This window comes from Sulfurisoma sediminicola (genome assembly GCF_003865015.1).
GTDB lineage: Bacteria > Pseudomonadota > Gammaproteobacteria > Burkholderiales > Rhodocyclaceae > Sulfurisoma > Sulfurisoma sediminicola.
In genome coordinates, this window is record NZ_BHVV01000003.1 from 289341 (window position 1) to 311794 (window position 22454).

General features: G+C 64.0%; 12 protein-coding genes and 1 other RNA gene. 8 read left to right on the top strand and 5 right to left on the bottom strand.

Annotated features, from left to right (window positions below; translation table 11 throughout):
• Nucleotides 1-2 precede the first annotated feature (2 nt).
• A complete protein-coding gene (locus EJE94_RS07755) occupies nt 3-578 on the bottom strand; it encodes a TMEM165/GDT1 family protein (protein WP_121242360.1) in 576 nt (191 codons plus the stop codon).
• 12 nt (nt 579-590) lie between these two features.
• Nucleotides 591-1034, bottom strand: a complete 444-nt coding sequence (gene fur, locus EJE94_RS07760) for a ferric iron uptake transcriptional regulator (protein WP_121242359.1) — start codon at nt 1032-1034, stop codon at nt 591-593.
• A gap of 65 nt (nt 1035-1099) precedes the next feature.
• Here fur and EJE94_RS07765 point away from each other — a divergent pair, with 65 nt between their 5' ends.
• The 5 genes from EJE94_RS07765 (at nt 1100) to greA (ending at nt 7256) form a co-directional block, all read left to right on the top strand.
• Complete coding sequence (locus EJE94_RS07765) at nt 1100-1498, top strand: outer membrane protein assembly factor BamE (protein WP_121242358.1); 399 nt, start codon at nt 1100-1102, stop codon at nt 1496-1498.
• A 10-nt stretch (nt 1499-1508) separates the two neighbouring features.
• Nucleotides 1509-2315, top strand: coding sequence for a 4-hydroxy-tetrahydrodipicolinate reductase (gene dapB / locus EJE94_RS07770; RefSeq protein WP_207855808.1), 807 nt, complete (start codon nt 1509-1511; stop codon nt 2313-2315).
• Nucleotides 2316-2450: 135 nt separating this feature from the next.
• Entirely contained in the window at nt 2451-3584 is a 1134-nt protein-coding gene (gene carA, locus EJE94_RS07775; RefSeq protein ID WP_121242357.1) for a glutamine-hydrolyzing carbamoyl-phosphate synthase small subunit, read from the top strand.
• Nucleotides 3568-6783 (top strand): carbamoyl-phosphate synthase large subunit, encoded by a 3216-nt coding sequence (gene carB, locus EJE94_RS07780; protein WP_121242356.1) that lies wholly within the window; start codon nt 3568-3570, stop codon nt 6781-6783. The genes carA and carB overlap by 17 nt, the downstream gene beginning before the upstream one ends.
• Entirely contained in the window at nt 6780-7256 is a 477-nt protein-coding gene (gene greA / locus EJE94_RS07785; protein WP_121242355.1) for a transcription elongation factor GreA, read from the top strand. Before carB ends, greA begins: the two co-directional genes overlap by 4 nt.
• 54 nt (nt 7257-7310) lie before the next feature.
• On the opposite strand, the gene EJE94_RS07790 is transcribed toward greA, so the two are convergent.
• Nucleotides 7311-7712, bottom strand: coding sequence for a YhbY family RNA-binding protein (locus tag EJE94_RS07790; protein WP_121242354.1), 402 nt, complete (start codon nt 7710-7712; stop codon nt 7311-7313).
• 27 nt (nt 7713-7739) lie between these two features.
• On the opposite strand from EJE94_RS07790, the gene EJE94_RS07795 reads away from it, so the two are divergent.
• The 3 genes from EJE94_RS07795 (at nt 7740) to EJE94_RS07805 (ending at nt 19331) form a co-directional block, all read left to right on the top strand.
• Nucleotides 7740-8372, top strand: coding sequence for an RlmE family RNA methyltransferase (locus EJE94_RS07795; RefSeq protein ID WP_121242353.1), 633 nt, complete (start codon nt 7740-7742; stop codon nt 8370-8372).
• 69 nt (nt 8373-8441) lie between these two features.
• The gene (gene ftsH, locus EJE94_RS07800) at nt 8442-10328 is read left to right on the top strand and encodes an ATP-dependent zinc metalloprotease FtsH (protein ID WP_121242352.1); all 1887 of its coding nucleotides are present in this window, start codon (nt 8442-8444) and stop codon (nt 10326-10328) included.
• Between the two features lie 390 nt (nt 10329-10718).
• Entirely contained in the window at nt 10719-19331 is an 8613-nt protein-coding gene (locus EJE94_RS07805) for a DUF4347 domain-containing protein (RefSeq protein WP_165904781.1), read from the top strand.
• A gap of 94 nt (nt 19332-19425) precedes the next feature.
• On the opposite strand, the gene ssrA is transcribed toward EJE94_RS07805, so the two are convergent.
• Nucleotides 19426-19750, bottom strand: a transfer-messenger RNA (tmRNA) gene (ssrA, locus tag EJE94_RS07810).
• A 1-nt stretch (nt 19751) separates the two neighbouring features.
• Nucleotides 19752-22433 (bottom strand): cation-translocating P-type ATPase, encoded by a 2682-nt coding sequence (locus EJE94_RS07815; protein WP_121242350.1) that lies wholly within the window; start codon nt 22431-22433, stop codon nt 19752-19754.
• Between the last annotated feature and the right edge of the window lie 21 nt (nt 22434-22454).

The window sequence follows — 22454 nt, forward strand, 5'->3', positions numbered from 1 at the left end:
AACTACCGCGCGAGGCCAGGTGCGCCCCAGATGGTCAGGGCGCCAGTGGCGATGAACAAAGCGGCCGCGATCCAGCGGATGGTGGTCAGCGGCAGCCGCTGCGCCAGTTTTTCCCCGATCAGTACGGCCGGCACGTTGGCCAGCATCATGCCGACGGTGGTGCCCATGACCACGGCGACCAGCACGCCCTGGAATTGCGCGCCGAGCGCCACGGTGGCGAGTTGCGTCTTGTCGCCCATTTCGGCGATGAAGAAGGCGATGGTGGTGGTGACGAAGGCGCCGGCCCTGTGCATCTTGGGATCGTCGTCGAGCGAGTCCGGATGCAGGGTCCACAGGCCGAAGGCGATGAACACCATGCCGGTGATCCAGGGCAGCCATTGCGGCGAGATCATTTGCGCCAGCCAGACGCCGACCGAGCCGGCCAGCGCGTGGTTGAGCACGGTGGCGACGAATATGCCGGCGATGATGGCGCCGGGCTTCCGCAGTCGGGCGGCGAGGACGAAGGAGAGCAGCTGGGTCTTGTCGCCGATCTCGGCGACGGCGACGAGCACCGTCGAGGTCAGGAAGGCTTCGAGCATGGAATGCTTGTCTCAGCGCGCCTTGCGGTGCGGACAGTCGGGTTTCTGGCAATCGACGTAGAGCATCAGCGCGTGATCGCGCACGGCGAAACCGTGCTGCTTGGCGATGCGGGCCTGGCGTTTCTCGATTTCCTCGTCGTAGAACTCCTCGACGTGACCGCACTGCAGGCAGACCAGGTGGTCGTGGTGATGGCCTCCGTCGAGTTCGAACACCGCCTTGCCGGATTCGAAGAAGTGGCGCTTGAGCAGGCCGGCCTGCTCGAACTGGGTCAACACGCGATAGACGGTGGCAAGGCCGACGTCCATGTTCTCGGCCAGCAGCAGGCGATAGACGTCCTCCGCCGTCAGGTGACGGCTGTCCGGATTTTCCTGCGCCTTCTGGAACAGCTCGAGAATCTTGATGCGCGGGCCCGTGGCCTTGAGGCCCATGCTCTTGAGGTTGTCGGATTGGGTCATCGCTGCAGTCGGTCGGTTGGTGTCTGCTAATGATATAGTTTCTTATTGTCATTCAGCGATGCACCATGATCCGAGTTCTCGCCATCCTTCTGCCGCTCCTGCTGGCGGCCTGTTCCAGCGTGTCGACGCCGCAGCCCTACCGCATCGACATCCAGCAGGGCAATGTCATCACCCAGGAAATGGTCGCCCAGCTCAAGCCGGGCCTGACCAAGGACCAGGTCAGGTTCATCCTGGGCTCACCGCTGGTGGCCGACATGTTCCATACCGACCGCTGGGACTACGTCTACATGCTCCAGCCAGGCAAGGGCGAGGTGCAGCGTCGGCGCCTGACCGTGATCTTCGAGGACAACAAGCTCGCACGCCTGGCCGGCGACGTCGTCGCCGGCGACGGCTGGCTCGAGGGGCCGCAGGCCGTCCCGCCGCCCAGCCGCGTCATCGAAATCCCCCCCGCCGACAAGAAGTAAGAGGCAACGCATGCAACCGATACGTTTCGCCATCGCCGGCGCCGGCGGCCGCATGGGCCGCACCCTGATCGAGGTCGTGCTCGCGGCCGACGATGCCCGCCTCGCCGCGGCGCTGGAGCAGCCGGGCAACCCGCTGCTGGGCAAGGATGCCGGCGAGCTGGTCGGCCAGCCCTGCGGCGTGGCGATCGGCGCCGACGTCGAGGCCGCGCTGGCGCAGGCCGACTGCCTGGTCGACTTTACCCGGCCTGAGGGGACGCTGGAACATCTCGCCGTCTGCCGCAAGCGCGGGGTGCACATGGTGATCGGCACCACCGGCTTCACCACCGAACAGAAACTGACCATTCAGGACGCCTCGCGCGATATCCCGATCGTCTTCGCGCCGAACATGGCGGTCGGCGTCAATGCCGTGTTCAAGCTGCTCGACGTGGCGGCGCGCATCCTCAACGAAGGCTACGACGTCGAGGTGATCGAGGCCCATCATCGCCATAAGGTCGATGCGCCATCGGGAACCGCGCTGCGCATGGGCGAGGTAGTCGCCGCCGCACTCGGCCGCGACCTCGCCGAGTGTGCGGTGTACGGGCGCGAGGGCCATACCGGCGAACGGCCGGCGGCCCAGATCGGCTTCGCCACGGTGCGCGGCGGCGACATCGTCGGCGACCACACCGTGCTGTTCGCCGGTACGGGCGAGCGCGTCGAGATCAGCCACAAGGCCGCCAGCCGCATGCCCTATGCGCTGGGCAGCCTGCGCGCCGCGCGCTTCATGCGCGGCCGGGCCAAGGGCCTCTACGACATGCAGGACGTTCTCGGGCTGAGATAAGCCGCATTCGCTGTCGAATTTGCCTGCTGCATTGCGTCACGGTATAATTGAAAAGTTTGCCGGGGCGTCCTGACACGTCGAGCGCCCCGTGCCTTTCCGGATGATGCGCTGACCAGGAGCCCGACCGTGTCCCAGATGTTTCCGCCTGCCCTTCTCGCACTCGCAGACGGAACGGTATTTCGGGGCAAAGGTATAGGCGCCGCCGGCAGCAGCGTCGGCGAGGTGGTATTCAACACCGCGCTCACCGGCTACCAGGAAATCCTGACCGATCCGTCCTATACGCGGCAGATCGTCACCCTGACCTACCCCCACATCGGCAACGTCGGCGTCAATCGCGAGGACTGCGAGGCGCCGAAGGTCTATGCTGCCGGCTTGGTGATCCGCGACCTGCCGCTGGTGGCCTCGAACTTCCGTTCCGAACAGACCCTCGATGCCTATCTCAAGGCCGAGAACATCGTCGCCATCGCCGACATCGACACCCGCAAGCTCACGCGCATCCTTCGCGAGAAGGGCGCGCAGGCCGGTTGCCTGATGACCGGCGAGAATCTCGACGCCGCCGCGGCCATTTCCCAGGCCCGGGCCTTCCCCGGCCTCGCCGGCATGGACCTGGCCAAGGTCGTCTCGGTCGACACGCCCTACGAGTGGACCGAGGGCGAGTGGCGCCTCGGCAAGGGCTACGTGCCGCAGGCCAATCCCAAGTTCCATGTCGTCGCCTACGACTTCGGCGTCAAGCGCAACATCCTGCGCATGCTGGCCGAGCGCGGCTGCAAGCTGACGGTCGTGCCGGCGCAGACCCCCGCGAAGGACGTGCTTGCGCTCAAGCCCGACGGCGTCTTCCTCTCGAACGGACCGGGCGACCCCGAGCCCTGCGACTACGCGATCGCGGCGATCCGCGAACTGCTCGACACGAAACTGCCGACCTTCGGCATCTGCCTCGGCCACCAGCTGATGGGCCTGGCCGCGGGCGGCAGGACGCTCAAGATGAAATTCGGCCACCATGGCGCCAACCACCCGGTGAAAGACCTGGAGAGCGGCCAGGTGATGATCACCAGCCAGAACCACGGCTTCGCCGTCGATCCCGCCACGTTGCCGGCCAACGTCAAAGTGACCCACGTCTCGTTGTTCGACGGCAGCCTGCAGGGCATGGCCTGGACCGACCGCCCCGCCCTGTGCTTCCAGGGCCACCCCGAGGCGAGCCCCGGCCCGCACGACGTTTCCTACCTGTTCGACCGCTTCATCGGAATGATGGAACATGCCAAAAAGAACTGACATCCATTCCATCCTCATCATCGGCGCCGGCCCGATCATCATCGGCCAGGCCTGCGAGTTCGACTATTCCGGCGCCCAGGCCTGCAAGGCGCTGCGCGAAGAGGGCTACAAGGTCATCCTGGTGAACTCCAACCCGGCGACGATCATGACCGACCCCAACATGGCGGACGTGACCTACATCGAGCCGATCACCTGGCAGGTGCTGGAGAACATCATCGCCAAGGAGCGCCCCGACGCGGTGCTGCCGACCATGGGCGGCCAGACCGCGCTCAACTGCGCGCTCGACCTCGCCAAGCACGGCGTGCTGGAAAAGTACGGCGTCGAGATGATCGGCGCCTCCAAGGAGGCGATCGACAAGGCCGAGGACCGCGAGAAGTTCAAGCAGGCCATGACCAAGATCGGGCTGGGCTCGGCGCGCTCGGCCATCGCCCACAGCATGGAGGAGGCGCTGCAGGTGCAGGCCGCGCTCGGCTTCCCGTCCATCATCCGGCCGTCCTTCACCATGGGTGGCAGCGGCGGCGGCATCGCCTACAATCCGGAAGAATTCGTCGAGATCTGCAAGCGCGGCCTCGAGGCCAGTCCGACCAAGGAACTGCTGATCGAGGAATCGCTGCTCGGCTGGAAGGAATACGAAATGGAGGTCGTGCGCGACAGGCACGACAACTGCATCATCGTCTGCTCTATCGAGAACTTCGACCCGATGGGCGTGCACACCGGCGACTCGATCACCGTCGCCCCGGCGCAGACGCTGACCGACAAGGAATACCAGATCATGCGCGACGCCAGCATCGCGGTGCTGCGCGAGATCGGCGTCGACACCGGCGGCTCCAACGTGCAGTTCGCGATCAACCCCGACGACGGCCGCATGATCGTCATCGAGATGAACCCGCGGGTGTCGCGCTCTTCGGCGCTGGCCTCGAAGGCGACGGGCTTCCCCATCGCCAAGATCGCGGCCAAGCTCGCCGTCGGCTTCACCCTCGACGAGCTCAAGAACGACATCACCGGCGGCGCCACGCCGGCCTCGTTCGAGCCCTCGATCGACTACGTCGTCACCAAGGTGCCGCGCTTCGCCTTCGAGAAGTTCCCGACCGCCAACGACCGCCTGACGACGCAGATGAAGTCGGTGGGCGAGGTCATGGCCATGGGGCGCTGTTTCCAGGAGTCGCTGCAGAAAGCCCTGCGCGGCCTCGAGGTCAGTGTCTACGGCCTCGATGAAATCCAGGCCGAGCGCGAGGAAATCGCCCACGAGCTGGCCAACCCCGGGGCGCAACGCATCTGGTACCTCGGCCAGGCCTTCCGCTCGGGCTTCACCTTCGACGAGATATTCAATCTCACCAAGATCGACCCCTGGTTCCTGGTGCAGATCGAGGAGATCGTCAAAATCGAAGGCGCGATTTCCGGCCGCCCCCTCGACAACTTCGGCGCCGACGAATTGCGGCAGTTGAAGCGCAAGGGCTTCTCCGACCGGCGCATCGCCAACCTGATCGGCGCGACCGAGACCGCGCTGCGCGAGCGTCGCCAGAGCCTCGGCATCCGCCCCGTCTTCAAGCGCGTCGATACCTGCGCCGCCGAGTTCGCCACCTCGACCGCCTACATGTACTCGACCTACGAGGAAGAGTGCGAGTCGCGGCCCTCGGACAAGAAGAAGATCATGGTGCTCGGCGGCGGGCCCAACCGCATCGGCCAGGGCATCGAATTCGACTACTGCTGCGTGCATGCGGCTCTCGCCATGCGCGAGGACGGCTACGAGACCATCATGGTCAACTGCAACCCCGAGACCGTGTCCACCGACTACGACACCTCGGACCGCCTCTACTTCGAGCCGCTGACGCTCGAGGACATCCTCGAGATCGTTCATGTCGAGAAGCCGGTCGGCGTCATCGTGCAGTTCGGCGGCCAGACGCCGCTGAAGCGCGCGCGAGAGCTCGAGGCCAACGGCGTGCCCATCATCGGCACCTCGCCCGACATGATCGACGCCGCCGAGGATCGCGAGCGGTTCCAGAAACTGCTGCACGATCTCGGCCTCAAGCAGCCGCCCAACCGCACCGCGCGCACCGAGGCCGACGCCATCCGCCTGGCCGCCGAGATCGGCTACCCGCTGGTGGTGCGGCCGAGCTACGTGCTCGGCGGCCGCGCCATGGAAATCGTCCATGAGCAGAAGGATCTCGAGCGCTACATGCGCGACGCGATCAAGGTCTCCAACGATTCTCCGGTGCTGCTCGACCGCTTCCTCAACGACGCCACCGAGGTCGACGTCGATGCGTTGTCCGACGGCAGGCAGGTCATCATCGGCGGCATCATGGAGCACATCGAACAGGCCGGCGTGCACTCGGGCGACTCGGCCTGCTCGCTGCCGCCCCATACGCTCTGTCCGGAAATCCAGGACGAGCTGCGTCGCCAGACCGAGATGATGGCCAAGGGCCTCAACGTCGTCGGCCTGATGAACGTGCAGTTCGCCATCCAGGGCCGCGGCGATGATGCCGTCGTCTATGTGCTGGAAGTCAATCCGCGCGCCTCGCGCACCGTGCCCTTCGTTTCCAAGGCAACCGGCCTGCCGCTGGCCAAGATCGCCGCGCGCTGCATGGCCGGGCGCAGCCTCGCCGACCAGGGCGTGACGAAGGAAGTGATCCCGCCCTACTACTCCGTGAAGGAGGCGGTGTTCCCCTTCATCAAATTCCCGGGCGTGGACACCATCCTCGGCCCCGAGATGAAATCGACCGGCGAGGTGATGGGGGTGGGCCGGACGTTCGGCGAGGCCTTCGTCAAGTCGCAGGTGGCATCGGGAACGCATTTCCCCAAGCACGGCAAAGCCTTCATCAGCGTCAAGCCCGCCGACAAGACCAAGGCGGTCGAACTGGCCCGCCAGTTGCATGCGCTCGGCTTCACGCTGGTCGCGACGCGTGGCACGGCGGCCTCGATCAGTGACGCCGGCATTCCGGTGGCGCCGGTGCACAAGGTCAACGAGGGCCGTCCGCACGTGGTCGACATGATCAAGAACAACGAGATCGCCTTCATCGTGAACACCGTCGACGAGAAGCGCACAGCGATCGCGGATTCGCGCTCGATCCGCACGTCGGCGCTGGCGGCGAAGGTCACCCTCTACACTACGGTCGAAGGCGGACTCGCCGCCTGCGAGGGCATGCGCCACGCTGGCCTCGAGACCTACTCGCTGCAGGCGCTGCATACGGAATTGCAATGAGCAAGGTTCCCCTGACCCTGCGCGGCGCCGAGCTGCTGCGCGAAGAACTGAAGCGCCTGAAGTCCGTGGATCGGCCCGCTGTCGTCGCCGCCATCGCCGAGGCGCGCTCGCACGGCGACCTTTCCGAGAACGCCGAGTACGACGCCGCCAAGGAGCGCCAGGGCTTCATCGAAGGGCGCATCCAGGAGGTCGAGAGCAAGCTCGGCAACGCCCAGATCATCGACCCCAAGGCGCTCGATGCCGACGGCCGCGTGGTGTTCGGCGCCACGGTCGAACTCGAGGACATGGACAGCGGCGATCCCGTGACCTACCAGATCGTCGGCGACGACGAGGCCGACATCAAGCAGGGCAAGATTTCGCTCAACTCGCCGGTGGCACGTTCGCTGATCGGCAAGTACGCGGGCGACGTCGCCGAAGTGCACACGCCCGGCGGCAAGCGCGAATACGAAATCCTCGACGTCCGCTACGAATAGCGGCATGAGGTTCCTGGCGGCCGCGCTCCTGCACGTGTCGCGGCGGCTGGTGCGTTAGCGCTTGGCTGCCTCCAGCCTGGTTTTCTTGACGACGCGGCGGCGGCGCTCGCTGGCGGCCGCGGCCTGCTTCTTGGTCAGCGGCTTGCCGCCGCGCCGTGTCGCCGGCGCCGACTTTTCGTCGTCTGCGGTCTTCTCGCGCCACAGCACGAGCAGATTGCCGATATGCTGCACTTGGGCACAATCCAGCGCGGTGCAGATCTCGGCGAAGAGCGCGTCGCGGTCGGCGCGCTCGATGCCGTACAGTCGCACCTTGATGAGTTCGTGCGCCTTGAGGCAGTTGTCGATTTCCTTGAGCACCGTCGCGGTCAGGCCCTTCTGGGCGATGCTGACGACGGGATTCAGGTGGTGGGCGGCGGCGCGCAGGGCGCGGCGCTGTTCTTGCGCAAGTTCGATCATAGCGACCTATTTTACCCGGATAAGCCATTGACCCAGAAGAGCAAGCGTCACAAAAAGAGCCAGGTGTGGATACACCAGCACATCAACGACCCGTGGGTGCAGCGCGCTCAGGCCGAGGGCTGGCGTGCCCGTGCCGCGTTCAAGCTGATGGAGATCGACGAGAAGGCCCGGCTGCTCAAGCCCGGCATGGCGGTAGTCGATCTCGGCGCCGCGCCCGGCAGCTGGTGCCAGTACGCGGCGAAGCGTATCCAGCCCGGCGGGCGGCTGATCGCCCTCGACCTGCTCGAAATGGACGGGCTGCCGGGCGTCGAGTTCATCCAGGGCGACTTTCGCGAGGACGAGGTGCTGGCCAGGCTCGTGGCCAGCCTCGGCGGACGCCCCATCGACCTTGTGCTTTCCGACATGGCCCCCAATATGTCGGGCATTGCCGCCACCGACCAGGCGCGGGTGATGTACCTGACCGAACTGGCGCTGGAGTTCGCCCGTGCGCACCTGAAGCCGGGCGGCGACATGCTGGTGAAGGTGTTCCAGGGGGCCGGATTCATGCAATTGCGCGACGAGGCGATGCAACTCTTCGAGACCGTGCAAGTCAAGAAGCCGGCGGCGTCGCGCGACCGCAGCGCCGAAACCTACCTGCTGGGACGCAAGAAACGCGGATAATGATAGTTTGCAGGCAGTTCGAAACGTCTCTAGAATCGACCGACTCGGCTAACGTGATGAGGCAAGCCCTTGAATAACATGTTCAAAAATCTCGCGGTGTGGATGGTGATCGGCATCGTGCTGATGACGGTGTTCAACCAGTTCAACACCCGTCAGACGGCGCAGACGACGATGGACTATTCCCAGTTCCTCGAGCAGGTGCGTCAGGGCCAGATCACCAAGGTGCTGATCCAGGGGCGCACCCTCGACGCGACCACGACCGAAGGCAAGAAGATCACCTCCTATGCGCCGGCCGACCTGTGGATGGTCTCCGACCTGCTCAAGTACAACGTCCAGGTCGTCGCCAAGCCCGAGGAAGAGCAGTCCTTCTTCATGAGCATCTTCGTCTCGTGGTTCCCGATGCTCCTCCTGATCGGCGTCTGGGTCTTCTTCATGCGCCAGATGCAGGGCGGCGGCAAGGGTGGTGCGTTCTCCTTCGGCAAGAGCAAGGCGCGCATGCTCGACGAGAACAGCAACACCGTCACCTTCGCCGACGTCGCCGGTTGCGAGGAAGCCAAGGAGGAAGTGTCCGAGCTGGTCGACTTCCTGCGCGACCCCTCCAAGTTCCAGAAGCTCGGCGGCCGCATCCCCCGCGGGGTATTGATGGTCGGCTCGCCCGGCACCGGCAAGACACTTCTGGCCCGCGCCATCGCCGGCGAGGCCAAGGTGCCGTTCTTCTCGATCTCGGGTTCCGACTTCGTCGAGATGTTCGTCGGCGTCGGTGCGGCGCGCGTGCGCGACATGTTCGAGCAGGCCAAGAAGGCCGCGCCCTGCATCATCTTCATCGACGAGATCGACGCGGTCGGCCGCCAGCGCGGCGCCGGGCTGGGCGGCGGCAACGACGAACGCGAGCAGACGCTCAACCAGCTGCTGGTCGAGATGGATGGCTTCGAGGCCAACGTCGGCGTCATCGTCATCGCCGCCACCAACCGCCCCGACGTGCTCGATCCCGCGCTGCTGCGCCCGGGTCGCTTCGACCGCCAGGTGGTGGTGCCGCTGCCCGACATCCGCGGCCGCGAGCAGATCCTCAAGGTGCACATGCGCAAGGTGCCGCTGGCGCCGGACGTCGATGCCTCCGTGCTGGCGCGCGGCTGCCCCGGTTTCGCCGGCGCCGACCTCGCCAACCTGGTCAACGAGGCCGCGCTGTTCGCCGCCCGCGCCAACAAGCGCCTGGTCGACATGGAAGACTTCGAGCGCGCCAAGGACAAGATCATGATGGGCGCCGAGCGCCGCTCCATGGTCATGCCCGAGGAGGAGCGCAAGAACACCGCCTACCACGAGTCCGGCCATGCCGTCGTCGCCAAGCTGCTGCCCAAGACCGACCCCGTGCACAAGGTCACCATCATCCCGCGCGGCCGTGCGCTCGGCGTGACCATGCAGCTGCCGACCGAGGACCGCTACAGCCAGGACCGCGTGCGCCTGCTCAGCACCATCACCGTCCTCTTCGGCGGCCGCATCGCCGAAGAACTGTTCATGAACCAGATGACCACCGGTGCCTCCAACGACTTCCAGCGCGCCACCGACCTGGCGCGGCGCATGGTGACGCAGTGGGGCATGTCCGACAGCCTCGGCCCGATGGTCTATGGCGAGGAGGAGGGCGAGATTTTCCTCGGCCGCTCGGTCACCACCCACAAGAACATGTCGGAGGCTTCGCTGCAGAAGGTCGATGCCGAGATCCGCCGCATCCTCGACGAGCAGTACGCCCTGGCGCGTCGCCTGCTCGAAGAGAACCGCGACAAGGTCGAGGCCATGACCGCGGCGCTGCTCGAATGGGAAACCATCGACGCCGACCAGATCAACGACATCATGGACGGCAAGCCGCCGCGCGCGCCCAAGCCGGCCTCTGCACCGGCCAAGCCTTCCTCCGGCGACAGTTCGCCCGGCGCGGCACCCACCGCTCCCGCCCCCGCGGCCTGATTTTTCCGGCAGTGCATCTCACAAAGGCCCCGACCGAAAGGTCGGGGCCTTTGCTTTAGGACTCGGTAATCTGGTGCGGAGTCCGACCGGCCAAAGCGGACGATGGTGACCGATCCTGGCAACATCCGCAGCCAGCCAGATCCATTCGTTGAAGCTCCGGATTCGGGCCATCATCGAGCGACCCCTATCGGTAAACTTGCTGCCATCCCTAATGGCGCTACGACTTTTGACTTGGCTTGAGCAAGCTTGATCGAACATAGATATCCATATCGGTGGAATGGGATTCAGCGGAAACCGGTATCATCAGAATAGCTGCCCAAGTTCAAGGGCAGAGTTGTTGATTTGATGACAAGCGGCGCCATCAGGGGAGATTGCGCCAGAGGGGGATGCATGGGCAATTCCATAGTCTTCGTCGATTGGCGCGTCGCCGATATCGACTCGCTCCTCGCGGGCATGCCATCCGGCACCGAAATTTTCATCATCGATGGCGCTTCGGCCGGACTGGATCAAATAGTTGCGAGCCTTCATGGGCGCACTGGCGTTGACGCCATCCATATCATTTCCCATGGCAGTTCGGGAACGCTGTATCTGGGCGACACGGCGCTGTCGCAAAGCAACCTCAATGACTATGGCTCCCAGCTGTCGACTATCGGCAGTGCGCTGACGGAAACGGGCGACCTATTGCTCTATGGGTGCGGAGTGGGCGCCGGTGATACTGGGGTTCAGTTCATTGGGAGCTTGGCGCAGGCGACGGGGGCGGATGTAGCGGCGTCGACGGATCTGACGGGGGCAGTGGCGCTGGGTGGGAATTGGAGTCTGGAAGCCACCACAGGCCCTGTTCAAACGCCCTATGCACTTGCAGATACGTATCCTGGAACCCTGGCGAGTACCACGCTGTCCGTTGCGGAGCAACAACCAAACTACGACTTGGTTCGGACATTGGCCGCAGCGGAACTGTCAAATGTGGCGTACTTACAGCCTTTTCAGATCCGAAACAAGTTAAGCGAACTAGGGTGGGCTCCGTTACGGGATCCCTCGCACCTGCTGGACGTTGGTGGCGGATTGGCCAAGCCTGGTTTGCCGGCAATGGTGGTAGATCGCGGCCAAGTTTTCAATGAAGACGTAAACAACGCATATGCCTTTGCTGCTTCCAGGGAGATGCCTGACGGTACGGTGCAATTTGCAGTAACGTTTCGTGGGTCCGATTCAATGACTGAGGACCCGCGTGATTGGCTGTGGAATAACGGCAGTCAATTTGGCTTCAGTTATTACTACGAACAAGTTCGGTACGTGTTTGCCGAAGCGATTGCGCAAGCCTTGAATGCAAAAGCCAATGGCAAACATGTCGAACTACTAATCACAGGGCATAGCTTAGGCGGCGCAGCGGCGCAGGCAGCCTTCGCTGATCTCTTTGTGCCAGCAGTGCAAGATGTTTGGAATGTCACTGGATCCCCGCTATGGGCAGGTGACAGACTCTACAATGTGTATAGCAGCAGTTGCCTGCAGGGCTACACAGAGGCGCAAATTCAGGGACTGATCCAAGACACGCAGGTCGTCACCTTTGGGGCACCAAGTTTCCTTGTCGACCCCATTAAGCCGACCATACCAGTGCTGGAAGCAACAGTAGTTGTTTCTGCTGGGTCCTTTGGGATTGGCGGCGCCGGACTATTTTTTTCCGCGCTAACGAATTTCACTGATGTAGCAAGCAATACTTCCAAGTTGCACCCGGACCTGCTGACGAGCAGTTATTCAAGCCATGTGATTCAGTTCGAACATGTCGATACTGGGGATATGCGCGGTGATGATCCTGTCCCGAGACTAGGAAATATTGATCCCGGGATTGTAGTGCCCATTGACATTACAACCGATATTCACGACAGCTATAACGCTTGGCTCGGTCCCCCCGGTTTTGAAATGCATTCGATGGACGGTTATCTGGATTCCATTGCCCGAGCAGTGGCAGGTGTCACGGTAACTAAACCGGGAGCGGAGCTGCTACCAACAGGGACGGACGGTACTGCGGACAACGAGCTTCTGCGTGTAGGGGCAGGAGTGGCTGCAAACGCGGGGCCGGGAAACGACATATTGATTGCAATTCCGAGCCAAGGGGCCACGGTCACTATGAACGGTGGCGCAGGACACGATGCTTATGTGATTCCAGCATTTTCCGACGCTTCTTGGAATGGCGTAACCAATTTCAATGTCACCCTTGATGGGCCGTCAGGTGAATGCCAGGACATACTCTTTTTCGGCGCCAACATCTGGCCCCACGTGCAACCTGTCGCCGATGACAGTGATGCGCTGACTATTGTGTATAGCAATGGTGAGAAATTCGTCACGGTAGCCATCACCAACTGGTTTTCTCAAACAAACACATACGAGCTAGCCGATATCGCCGAGTTTGATGGTGCTTTTCGAACATGGACTACCGTACCTGAGTCCCTGAACAAGTTGGGTATCGCACGACTAAGTTCTGGCACGGCGGGTGATGACTACCTCATCGGAAGTTCGAGTGCCGATTCCATGACTGGTCAAGGGGGAAACGATGACATGTCTGGTCGCGGAGGCGATGATGACATGCACGGGCAAGACGGCAATGACACACTGTTTGGCGGCTCCGGTATGGATACGCTTTACGGTGGACTCGGTGACGATGTTCTGGATGGCGGCGCAGATCTGGATGTCTTGTATGGGCAGGAAGGCAATGATTTGCTACGCACTTCTGAGTCCGGCGATACCCTTGACGGTGGCGCGGACAACGATACCTATGAGGTAAATATTCCATCAGGAGGCACAGTCACTGATACTGCCACACTGACCGACGCCTCAGGATCTGACAGGTTGCGCTTGATCACCCCGGGCGCCACACATACCAACACGGTCTTCACCGTCATCGGCACCGACTTGGTCATCGAAGCCCACAGTGCCAGCGCCACTCTGTGCACTGTGACAATCATGAACATGGGCACCGCTACCAACCAGATCGAGACCATGGAGTTGGTCGGCACCAGTGGCAGCATCGACAATTACAACCTCGTTACCGCGTGGAACTGGTCTATCACCCATCCCGCCGATCATACTGGCGGCGCTGCTTCATACACTGGTCTGACATCCGGCTATACAGGCTATGCGGACAACAACGCAAACACGATTACGGGCACAACCGGCAACGATGTTTTGAATGGTTACGGAGGCAATGACACCATCAACGCTGGTTCCGGTAGTGACACGGTGTTGGGTGGCAGTGGCGACGACGCGATCACTCTGATTGCTGGCACTGGCGAGATGGATACCGTCAGCGGCGGCGCTGGCACGGACAGTCTGGCGATCGATGCTTCAGGCAATACGTATGCGGTGAGTTTCTGGAACGGCATTGATGCCAACGGGGTGACGCTGGCCAGCGTGGATGGCACCTCCAGCATGGCGTCGATTCAGGCCTTGCTGACGGGCGCGGTCAAGCTGGGGGCGCACACCTACAGTGCTGGCTACGGCGTGGTCTTCGACGGCATCGAGAACCTGAGTATCAAGGGTAATGCCAACGCCTACGAGTTGCTGATTGCCCGAGGCAGCGGGGGCAGCTACGACGGGATGGGGGGCGGCAACGATGCCCTGTACGCCGACTGGAGTGCGGCGGCCACCGACATTACCTGGATCAACGCCCCGACCGGGGCGGCACAGACGGTGAATGGCAACAGCGTTGCCGGGATCGAGCGCATGGTGATTCTCACCGGCAGCGGCAACGACAGTATCGACAACACCAACGGCTCGGTAGGGACGACCCCCGACGAGGTGGTCAGCGGTGCGGGCAACGACACGATCAGCACGGGCCTGGGCAATGATCGCATCGACGGGGGCGATGGCAATGACACGATCAACGCCGGCAGTGGCAGCGACACTATTTATGGTGGCAGTGGCGACGACACGATCACGCTGAGTGCGTCGCAGTACAACGAATTTGACGTGGTGGAAGGCGGCACGGGTACCAACAAGCTGACGGTGGATGCGTCGAGCAACCAGTTCAGTGTCTATTGGAACGGGTTGACCGCCGCCAATGCCGTGATGGCCAGCGTGGATTCCACCTCCACGATGGCGTCGATCCAGGCCTTGCTGACGGGTGCGGACAAGCTGATCCTGCGAACCTACAGCCTTGGCACCTATGGCGTCCAGATGGACGACATCCAGAACCTGAGCATGACTGGCTCCGGCAACAACGATCTGTTGTTGGGTCTGGGCGCCAACGGCACCTACGTTGGCGGGGCCGGCACGGATGCCCTGTACGTCGACTGGAGCGCGGCCACGGTGGGTATCACCTGGACCAACAATCCGAGCGGGGCGGCGCAGACGGTGAATGGCACCAGCATCACGGGCGTTGAGCGGATGGTCATTCTCACCGGCAGTGGTGATGACAACATCGACAACACCAACGCCTCGGTGGGGACCACCAATGACGAGATCGTCAGCGGTGCGGGCAACGACACGATCAGCACGGGCCTGGGCAATGATCGCATCGATGCTGGCGACGGCAATGACACGCTGGATGGCGGTACCGGCAACGATACGCTTACTGGTGGCGGGGGCAACGATACTTTCCAGTTCGCCGTGACCGGCAATGGCAGCGACGTGATCATGGACTTCACGCCGGGCGACTGCATCCGGGTGGCGGGGGCAAACTTCGCGGCCAGTTTGCTTGCGCAGGGAACCGGCACTACGTTGGTGGCCTCTCAGGCCCAGATTTCTGCCGACGGACTCCACATCTACGTTGGCACCAATGCCACGGTGGGTGCAGAAATAGACGTTCGCCTGAATACCGCCGTCGCGGGCCAATGGCAGGCCTTCGGCGATTCGATTTTCCTGCAGTCGGTGCCGGTGGGAAGCGTGGTGGTTTCCGGTTCCATGAATCAGGGGCAGACGCTCACCGCCGGCAATGGTCTGACCGATGCCAACGGGCTGGGGGCCATCGGCTACCAGTGGCAGGCGAGCAGCGATGGGAGCAGTTGGGCGAACCTGTCGACGGGGAGTGAACTGTCGCTGGTGGGCACGCTGGTGGGTCAGCAGATTAGGGTTCTCGCAAGCTATACCGATGGCTATGGCATCGCCAAGTCGCTGACAAGCGCCAGTACTGCGCCGGTTTCCGCAGTCAATGGAGCCCCCGGCGGTAGCGTGACGATCACAGGCACAGTCGCCCAGAACCAGACCCTCACCGCCGCCAACACGCTGACCGACACCGATGGCATGGGCGCGGTCAGCTACCAATGGAAGGCCGCCGGAGCAGCCATCAGCGGCGCCACCGCCAGCACTTTCCTTCTCACGGAGGCTGAAGTCGGAAGCGTCATCACCGTGACTGCCAGCTACACCGATGGCCACGGGAACGCGGAGTCCGCCACCAGCGGTGCCACCATGGCAGTGGCCAATATCAACGATGTTCCGACAGGAACAGTAGCCGTTGGCGGCACTGCAACCTTGGGCCAGACCCTCACCGCCTCCAACACACTGGCCGATGCCGACGGCCCCGGCACCATCGCTTATCAGTGGCAGAGTTCCACCAACGGCACCACCTGGAGCCCCATTGTTGGTTCCAATGCCTCCACCTTCACCTTGGGCACCGCCCAAGTCGGCCAACGCATCCGGGTGCGGGCCAGTTATACCGACGGTCACGGCACCGCAGAGGCGGTAGCGAGTGCCGCTACGGCCGCCGTCAACCTGCCTCCTGCAGTCACGATTACCGACAACATCGCCGGTAAAGTCAATGCGACCTCCAACCTGATCTACACGTTCAAGTTCAACCAGGCCGTTACCGGCCTCGCGGCGGATGACTTCACGATCAGCAACGGCACGGTCGGCACGGTTTCCGGCAGCGGCAATACCTGGACCGTCGGCGTCACACCGACGTCTGACGTCGCCACTGGCTTCATCAGCCTGACCCTCAAGGCCAATGCGGTTACGGGAACGGCAAGCAACCCTAATGTGGCAGTGACCAATGCCAGCCAGGCCATCGATTCCAGGGCGCCAGTGGCTCCCAGCATCAGTTCATCCTTCAGCACCCTGGTCAGCCTCGATACCAGCCTGGGCGGCGTGGTTCTCGAACTCAACCCGGCAAAGGCCCCGGTTACCGTCAGCAATGTCCTGCGCTACGTCAATGAGGACTTCTACGACGGCACCATCTTCCATCGCGTAATACCGGGTTTCATGATCCAGGGCGGAGGATTCGAGTCGGGGATGAATGCATTGCCGACCTATGCCCCGATCGCACTCGAATCGAACAACGGCCTCTTCAACGTGCGCGGCAGCGTGGCCATGGCCCGCACCGCCGATCCCAATTCGGCCACCTCGCAGTTCTATATCAACCAGGTCAATAACAGCTTCCTTGATTATTCCGGCGCCGCTTCGCCAGGCTACGCCGTATTCGGTAGCGTCGTCGCGGGCATGGCGGTGATCGACAGCATCGCAGGGGTACAGACTCATACCGTCGGTGCGTACCAGAATGTTCCAGTCGCCGATGTAACGCTGATCCAGGCCCGTGCAAGCCGCGTCAGCCCCACGGGAACGATTCTTCTGGGGAATCTCGAAAGCGGCGCCACCTGGCAGTACAGCCTCAATGGCGGCACCACGTGGACCAACGGTAGCGGCATCAGCTTCGGCATGCCCGCCGGCACCTATACGAGCGGCATGCTGCGGATCCGGGAAACCGATACAGCCGGCAACCAGGTGGTGATCACCCCTTCGATCGGTACCTTCATCGTTGACAAGACCGCGCCTGCGGTGGCGAACTTCGCGCCCACCGACAATGCATTGGGGGTGGCACCCAACGCCAATATCGTCCTCACCTTCAACGAGGCCGTCAAACAAGGGACGGGCAGTATCGTGCTGAGGAACGGGAGCGGAACCGTCATCGAGACCTTCGATGCGGCGACCACCGATAGCCGCATAAGTCTTGCCGGCACTACGCTGACGATCAACCCGACCAGCGACCTGGCCATTAACACCAAGTACACCCTCACCGTACCGGCGGGCGCGATCAAGGACCTGGCGGGCAACACCTATCCCGGCGCGACGACGTACGACTTCACCACCCAGGCGGCTGCAATTACCGGTACCGACGGCAATGACATCCTGACCGGAACGCTCCTTTCCGAACCGATGTATGGCCTGGCAGGAGATGACAGCCTCAATGGCAACGACGGTTCGGACACGCTCGAAGGGGGCGCCGGCAATGACATCCTCGACGGTGGCCGCGGTGCGGACACGCTCAAGGGGGGGGCCGGCAACGACACCTACGTGGTCGACAACGTCGCCGACGTGATCGACGAAGAAGGCAATCTCGATACGGATGACCGGATCAGTGCCAGCATCAGCATCGACTTGAGCCAGAGCAGGTATGCCGGCGCCGAGCACGTCACGCTCACCGGCACGGCAGCCCTCAACGCCACCGGCAATGGGGGCGCGAACATCCTGAACGGCAATGTCGCTGCAAACATCCTGAATGGGGGTGCCGGTTCAGACACGCTCACCGGCGGTCTGGGCAACGACACCTACGTCGTGCAGGATGCAGGGGATGTCATCGTCGAAACCTCGACGCTCGCCACCGAGATCGACACCGTCTGGTCCTCGGTCATCTGGAGTCTGGCCGGCCTGGCCAACGTCGAGCATTTGACGCTGACCGGCACCGATGCCATCGACGCCACCGGCAATGCCAAGGCCAACACCCTCACCGGCAACGACGGCGCCAACGTGCTCGACGGCGGAGCGGGTGCCGATACCCTCAAGGGCGGCAAAGGCAGCGACACCTACCGGGTCGCCCTCAAGACCGTCGGCACGGGCGCCACGATGACGGTCGCCCTCGAAGACCTCATCACCGAGAACCTCAACGAAGGCACCGACACCCTGATCCTGAGCGGCAGCGCCATTCTGACCAACGCGACCAAGCTGACCCTCGCGGCGAACCTCGAGAACCTCGATGCCAGCGCCACCGCAACGACCAAACTCAACCTGACCGGCAACACCCTGGCCAACACCCTCACGGGCAATGACGCCGCCAACATCCTGGATGGCGGACTCGGTGCCGACAGCCTGATGGGTGGCGCCGGCAACGACACCTATCTCATCGACCACCTGCAAGACGCGATCATCGAAGGCCTCGATGCTGGGACCGACCTGGCGAAGATCGGCATCGCCACGGCAGGCGGCACCTACGTCCTTGCGGACAACGTCGAGAACGGCACGCTGGTCAATGCGGTCGCCTTCAACCTGACCGGCAATGCGCTGCCCAACAGCCTGACCGGCAATGCTGCCGCCAATATCCTGGACGGCGGGACCGGCGCCGACACCCTGATGGGCGGGCTGGGCAACGACACCTACGTCGTCGATGACGCGGGGGATGTCATCACCGAACTGGCTGGCGGTGGTACCGACACCGTGCAGGCGTCGATCACCTACAGCCTGGCCGACAAGCCCAATATCGAGAATCTCACCCTCACGGGCAGCACCGACATCAACGCCACCGGCAATGCGCTGGCCAATATCCTGATTGGCAATGGCGGAGCCAACGTGCTTGATGGCGGGGCCGGGGCGGACAAGCTAATCGGCGGTAGCGGTGCCGACACCTACCGGGCAAGCCTCGGTGACGTGATCAGCGAATCGAGCGGTGCGGTCGTTGGGGCTGGAATCGACGTGCTGGAAATCTCTGCGGCGACCATAGGCCTGACCCATGCTCTTGCCACAGCCTTCGATAGTTTCAGTCAGGATCTGAAGTTCAGCCGGGTCAATGGCGGCAAGGACCTACGGATTGACGTAGCGGTGAACGGCGGGGCATCCGCCGGTGCCATCACCGTAGCCGGCATGAACAACCTCCAGGCGATGGTCGAGACGCTGCGTCTTTACAGCAACAGCGGTAGTCAAATCGGCGGCGACATCGACCTCGCGTCTGTATGGGGGGCATCAGGGACGACTGCGAAGACACTCACGCTGACGAGCGGCAGCAGTATGTTTGGGACGCTGGCCGCATAGAGGGAAACACAACCACTGCAATGCACAATGCCTATGGCGGCTCAGGGCGGTAGCGGACCTAGGTGGCCTGACGACCAAAGCGCTGCGACAGAAATGACGATGGGGACCGAAGTCCCCACCGGCTTTTCTTTGGTAACAAGGCTCAAGCAGCCTCGGCATAGGCCTTAAGCGGCCAGTGCAAAACGCTCATCGTTGGCGTTTGAGAATTTGCTTCATTAACGTCGATCGCCTGACGGGTTGCCTGCGCACCTTTGTCCGCCCTGTCGAAACCAGTGCACCCCCACCTAAGAACTCTGCGAAACCCTTAGGTGGAGGTGGCGGGAATCGAACCCGCGTCCAGAACGCCTCCAGATTGCCGGAATTACAACCGTACGGCAATTATGGGGCCGAAGGCGCCTTGTTTCAAGGCCAATGTGACGTTCAAGGCCCCTTCGCCCGTGCCCGCCGCCAGCGCATGCCGAGGTGCAACGCCAGCTTGCGCGCCTCCTCCAGCAGCAGCGTGCTCGACGCGATCAGCGCGGCGAGGGCCCACTCGGCCGGGGTCAGGTCGACGGTGTCGAATATCGCCTGCGCCGGCGGCCAGTGCACCGCGACCCCCTGCAGCAGGACGACGGCCGCCAGTGCCGCCCACAGCCTGCCGTTGCGGAAGAACTGGCGGTTGAAGGCGCTGCCGTGCTCGGCGCGGGCGTTGAAGATGTTGAAGAACTGGAACAGGACGAAGGTGGTGAAAGCCAGCGTCACCGCCTTGGCTTCGCCGCCGCCAACCAGCCCCGAGGCGTAGGCGGCGAGGGTGCCGATCGCCATGGTCAGGCCGTAGAGCGCGATGCGCCATAGCCGCTGCCAGGACAGGATGGCGGCATCGAGGGGGCGCGGCGGATCGCGCATGATGCCGGGCCGCGCCGGTTCGACGCCGAGAGTCATCGCCGGCGGGCCGTCCATGATGATGTTCACCCAGAGGATCTGGATCGCGGTGAATGGTGTGGCGAAGCCGAGGAAGGGCGCGCCGATCACGGTGAGCAGTGCGCCGATGTTGGTCGAGAGCTGGAAGCGCACGAACTTGACGATGTTGTCGTAGATGATGCGGCCTTCCCTGACGGCGCGCACGATGGTGGCGAAGTTGTCGTCGGTCAGCACCAGCGTCGCCGCCTCCTTGGCCACTTCGGTGCCGGTGAGCCCCATGGCCACGCCGATGTCGGCGGCCTTCAGCGCCGGCGCGTCGTTCACGCCGTCGCCGGTCATGGCGACGACATGGCCGCGCGCCTGCAGCGCCTCGACGATGCGCAGCTTGTGCTCGGGCGCGACGCGGGCGAGCACGGCGCTACGCTCGACGAGATCGGCCAGCGCCGCCTGGTCGAGGCCGTCGAGTTCGCCGCCGTCGTGCACCTCGCCGTCGTCATTTCCGATCAGGCCGAGTTCGTGCGCGATGGCGGTGGCGGTGATGCGGTGGTCGCCGGTGACCATCTTGACCCGCACGCCGGCCGCACGGCAGACCGCGATCGCCTCCCGCGCTTCCGGCCGCGGCGGGTCGATGATGCCGACCAGGCCGATCAGGGTCAGTTCATCGGCCCAGCGCAACAGGTCGGCCGGGGTGGCGGCCGGATCGAAGTCGCGCGCCGGGATGCGGCGCCCGGCGAGCGCGAGCACGCGCAACGCCTGGCTGGCCAGCGCCTCGTGTTCGGTGACGAAGGCGGCGCGCGCGGCGGCGTCGAGCGGCGACTCGCTCGTGGCGTCGCGCCACCGGCTGGAACGTGCGAGCGTCACGTCGGGCGCACCCTTGAACCAAAGCTGTACCGTGTCGCCATCATGGTGGAAGGTGGCCATGAATTTCAGCGTCGAATCGAAGGGGATCTCGGCGATGCGCGGCGTCTTCGCGACGAGGGCATCGGCATCGAGGCCGCTCTTGGCTGCCAGCGCCAGCAGGGCGCCTTCGGTCGGGTCGCCGATCAGCTCGCCGTCGCGGATGCGTGCGTCGGCGCAGAGCGCTGCCGGGATCAGCAGCGGCGCGAGGTCCGGGCCCGCCATGCCGCCGCTGCCGACGGCATGGCTGCGGCCGCCGTAGAACAGCGCGCGGGCCGCCATCCGGTTGAGGGTCAGCGTGCCGGTCTTGTCGGAACAGATGACCGTGGTGCAGCCGAGCGTCTCGACCGCGGCGAGCTTCTTGACGACGGCGTGGTGCCTGGCCATGCGATGCATGCCGAGCGCGAGGGTGACGGTGACCACCGCCGGCAGGCCCTCGGGGATCGCCGCGACCGCGAGGGCGATGGCCGTGGTCGCGGTGCGCACCAGGTCGTCGCCGCGCAACAGGCCGCCGATGAACATGAGGCCGACGACGATGCCGGCGATCAGCGCCAGGCGCTTGCCCAGCGCGTCGAGCTGGAGTTGCAGCGGCGTCGCCGACTCGGCGGTCTCGGCCAGCAGGCCGGCCAGCCGTCCCATCTCCGTCTGCATGCCGGTGGCGACGACGATCGCCTCGAGCCGGCCGCGCGTCACCACCGTGTTCATGTACACCATGCCGCGGCGTTCCGCCAGCGCCGAGTTCTCGGCGACGACCTCCGGCGTCTTCGCCACCGCCTGGGATTCCCCCGTCAGGGCGGCCTCGGCTACCTCGGCGGCGTGGGCGTCGAGCACCCGCGCGTCGGCCGGGATGCGGTCGCCGGCTTCGAGCAGCAGGATATCGCCGGGCACCAGCCCGCCGGCATCGATCATCCTGACTTCGCCGTCGCGGCGTACCCGCGCGGTCGGCGCCAGCATGCGCTTGAGCGCGAACAGCGCGCGTTCGGCGCGATGCTCCTGGACGAAGCCGAGGGTGGCGTTGAGCAGCACGACGACGGCGATGACGACGGCGTCCTTGGCGTCGCCCATGATGCCTGCGAGCACGGCTGCGCCGAGCAGGATCAGAATCAGCACGCTCCTGAACTGGTCGAGGAACTTGCGCCAGGCCGGGCGCGGCGCCCGTTCGGCGAGGCGGTTGGCGCCGTGTCGCGCCAGTCGCGCGGTGGCCTCGGCGGCAGCGAGGCCGCGGACGGCGCTGCAGCGGAGTCGCGCGGCGACCGCCTCGCCGGAGAGGCCGTGCCAGGCAGGCGGGGAGGGCGAGGGGACCATGGCGGGCGCGAAGGGCCGGCG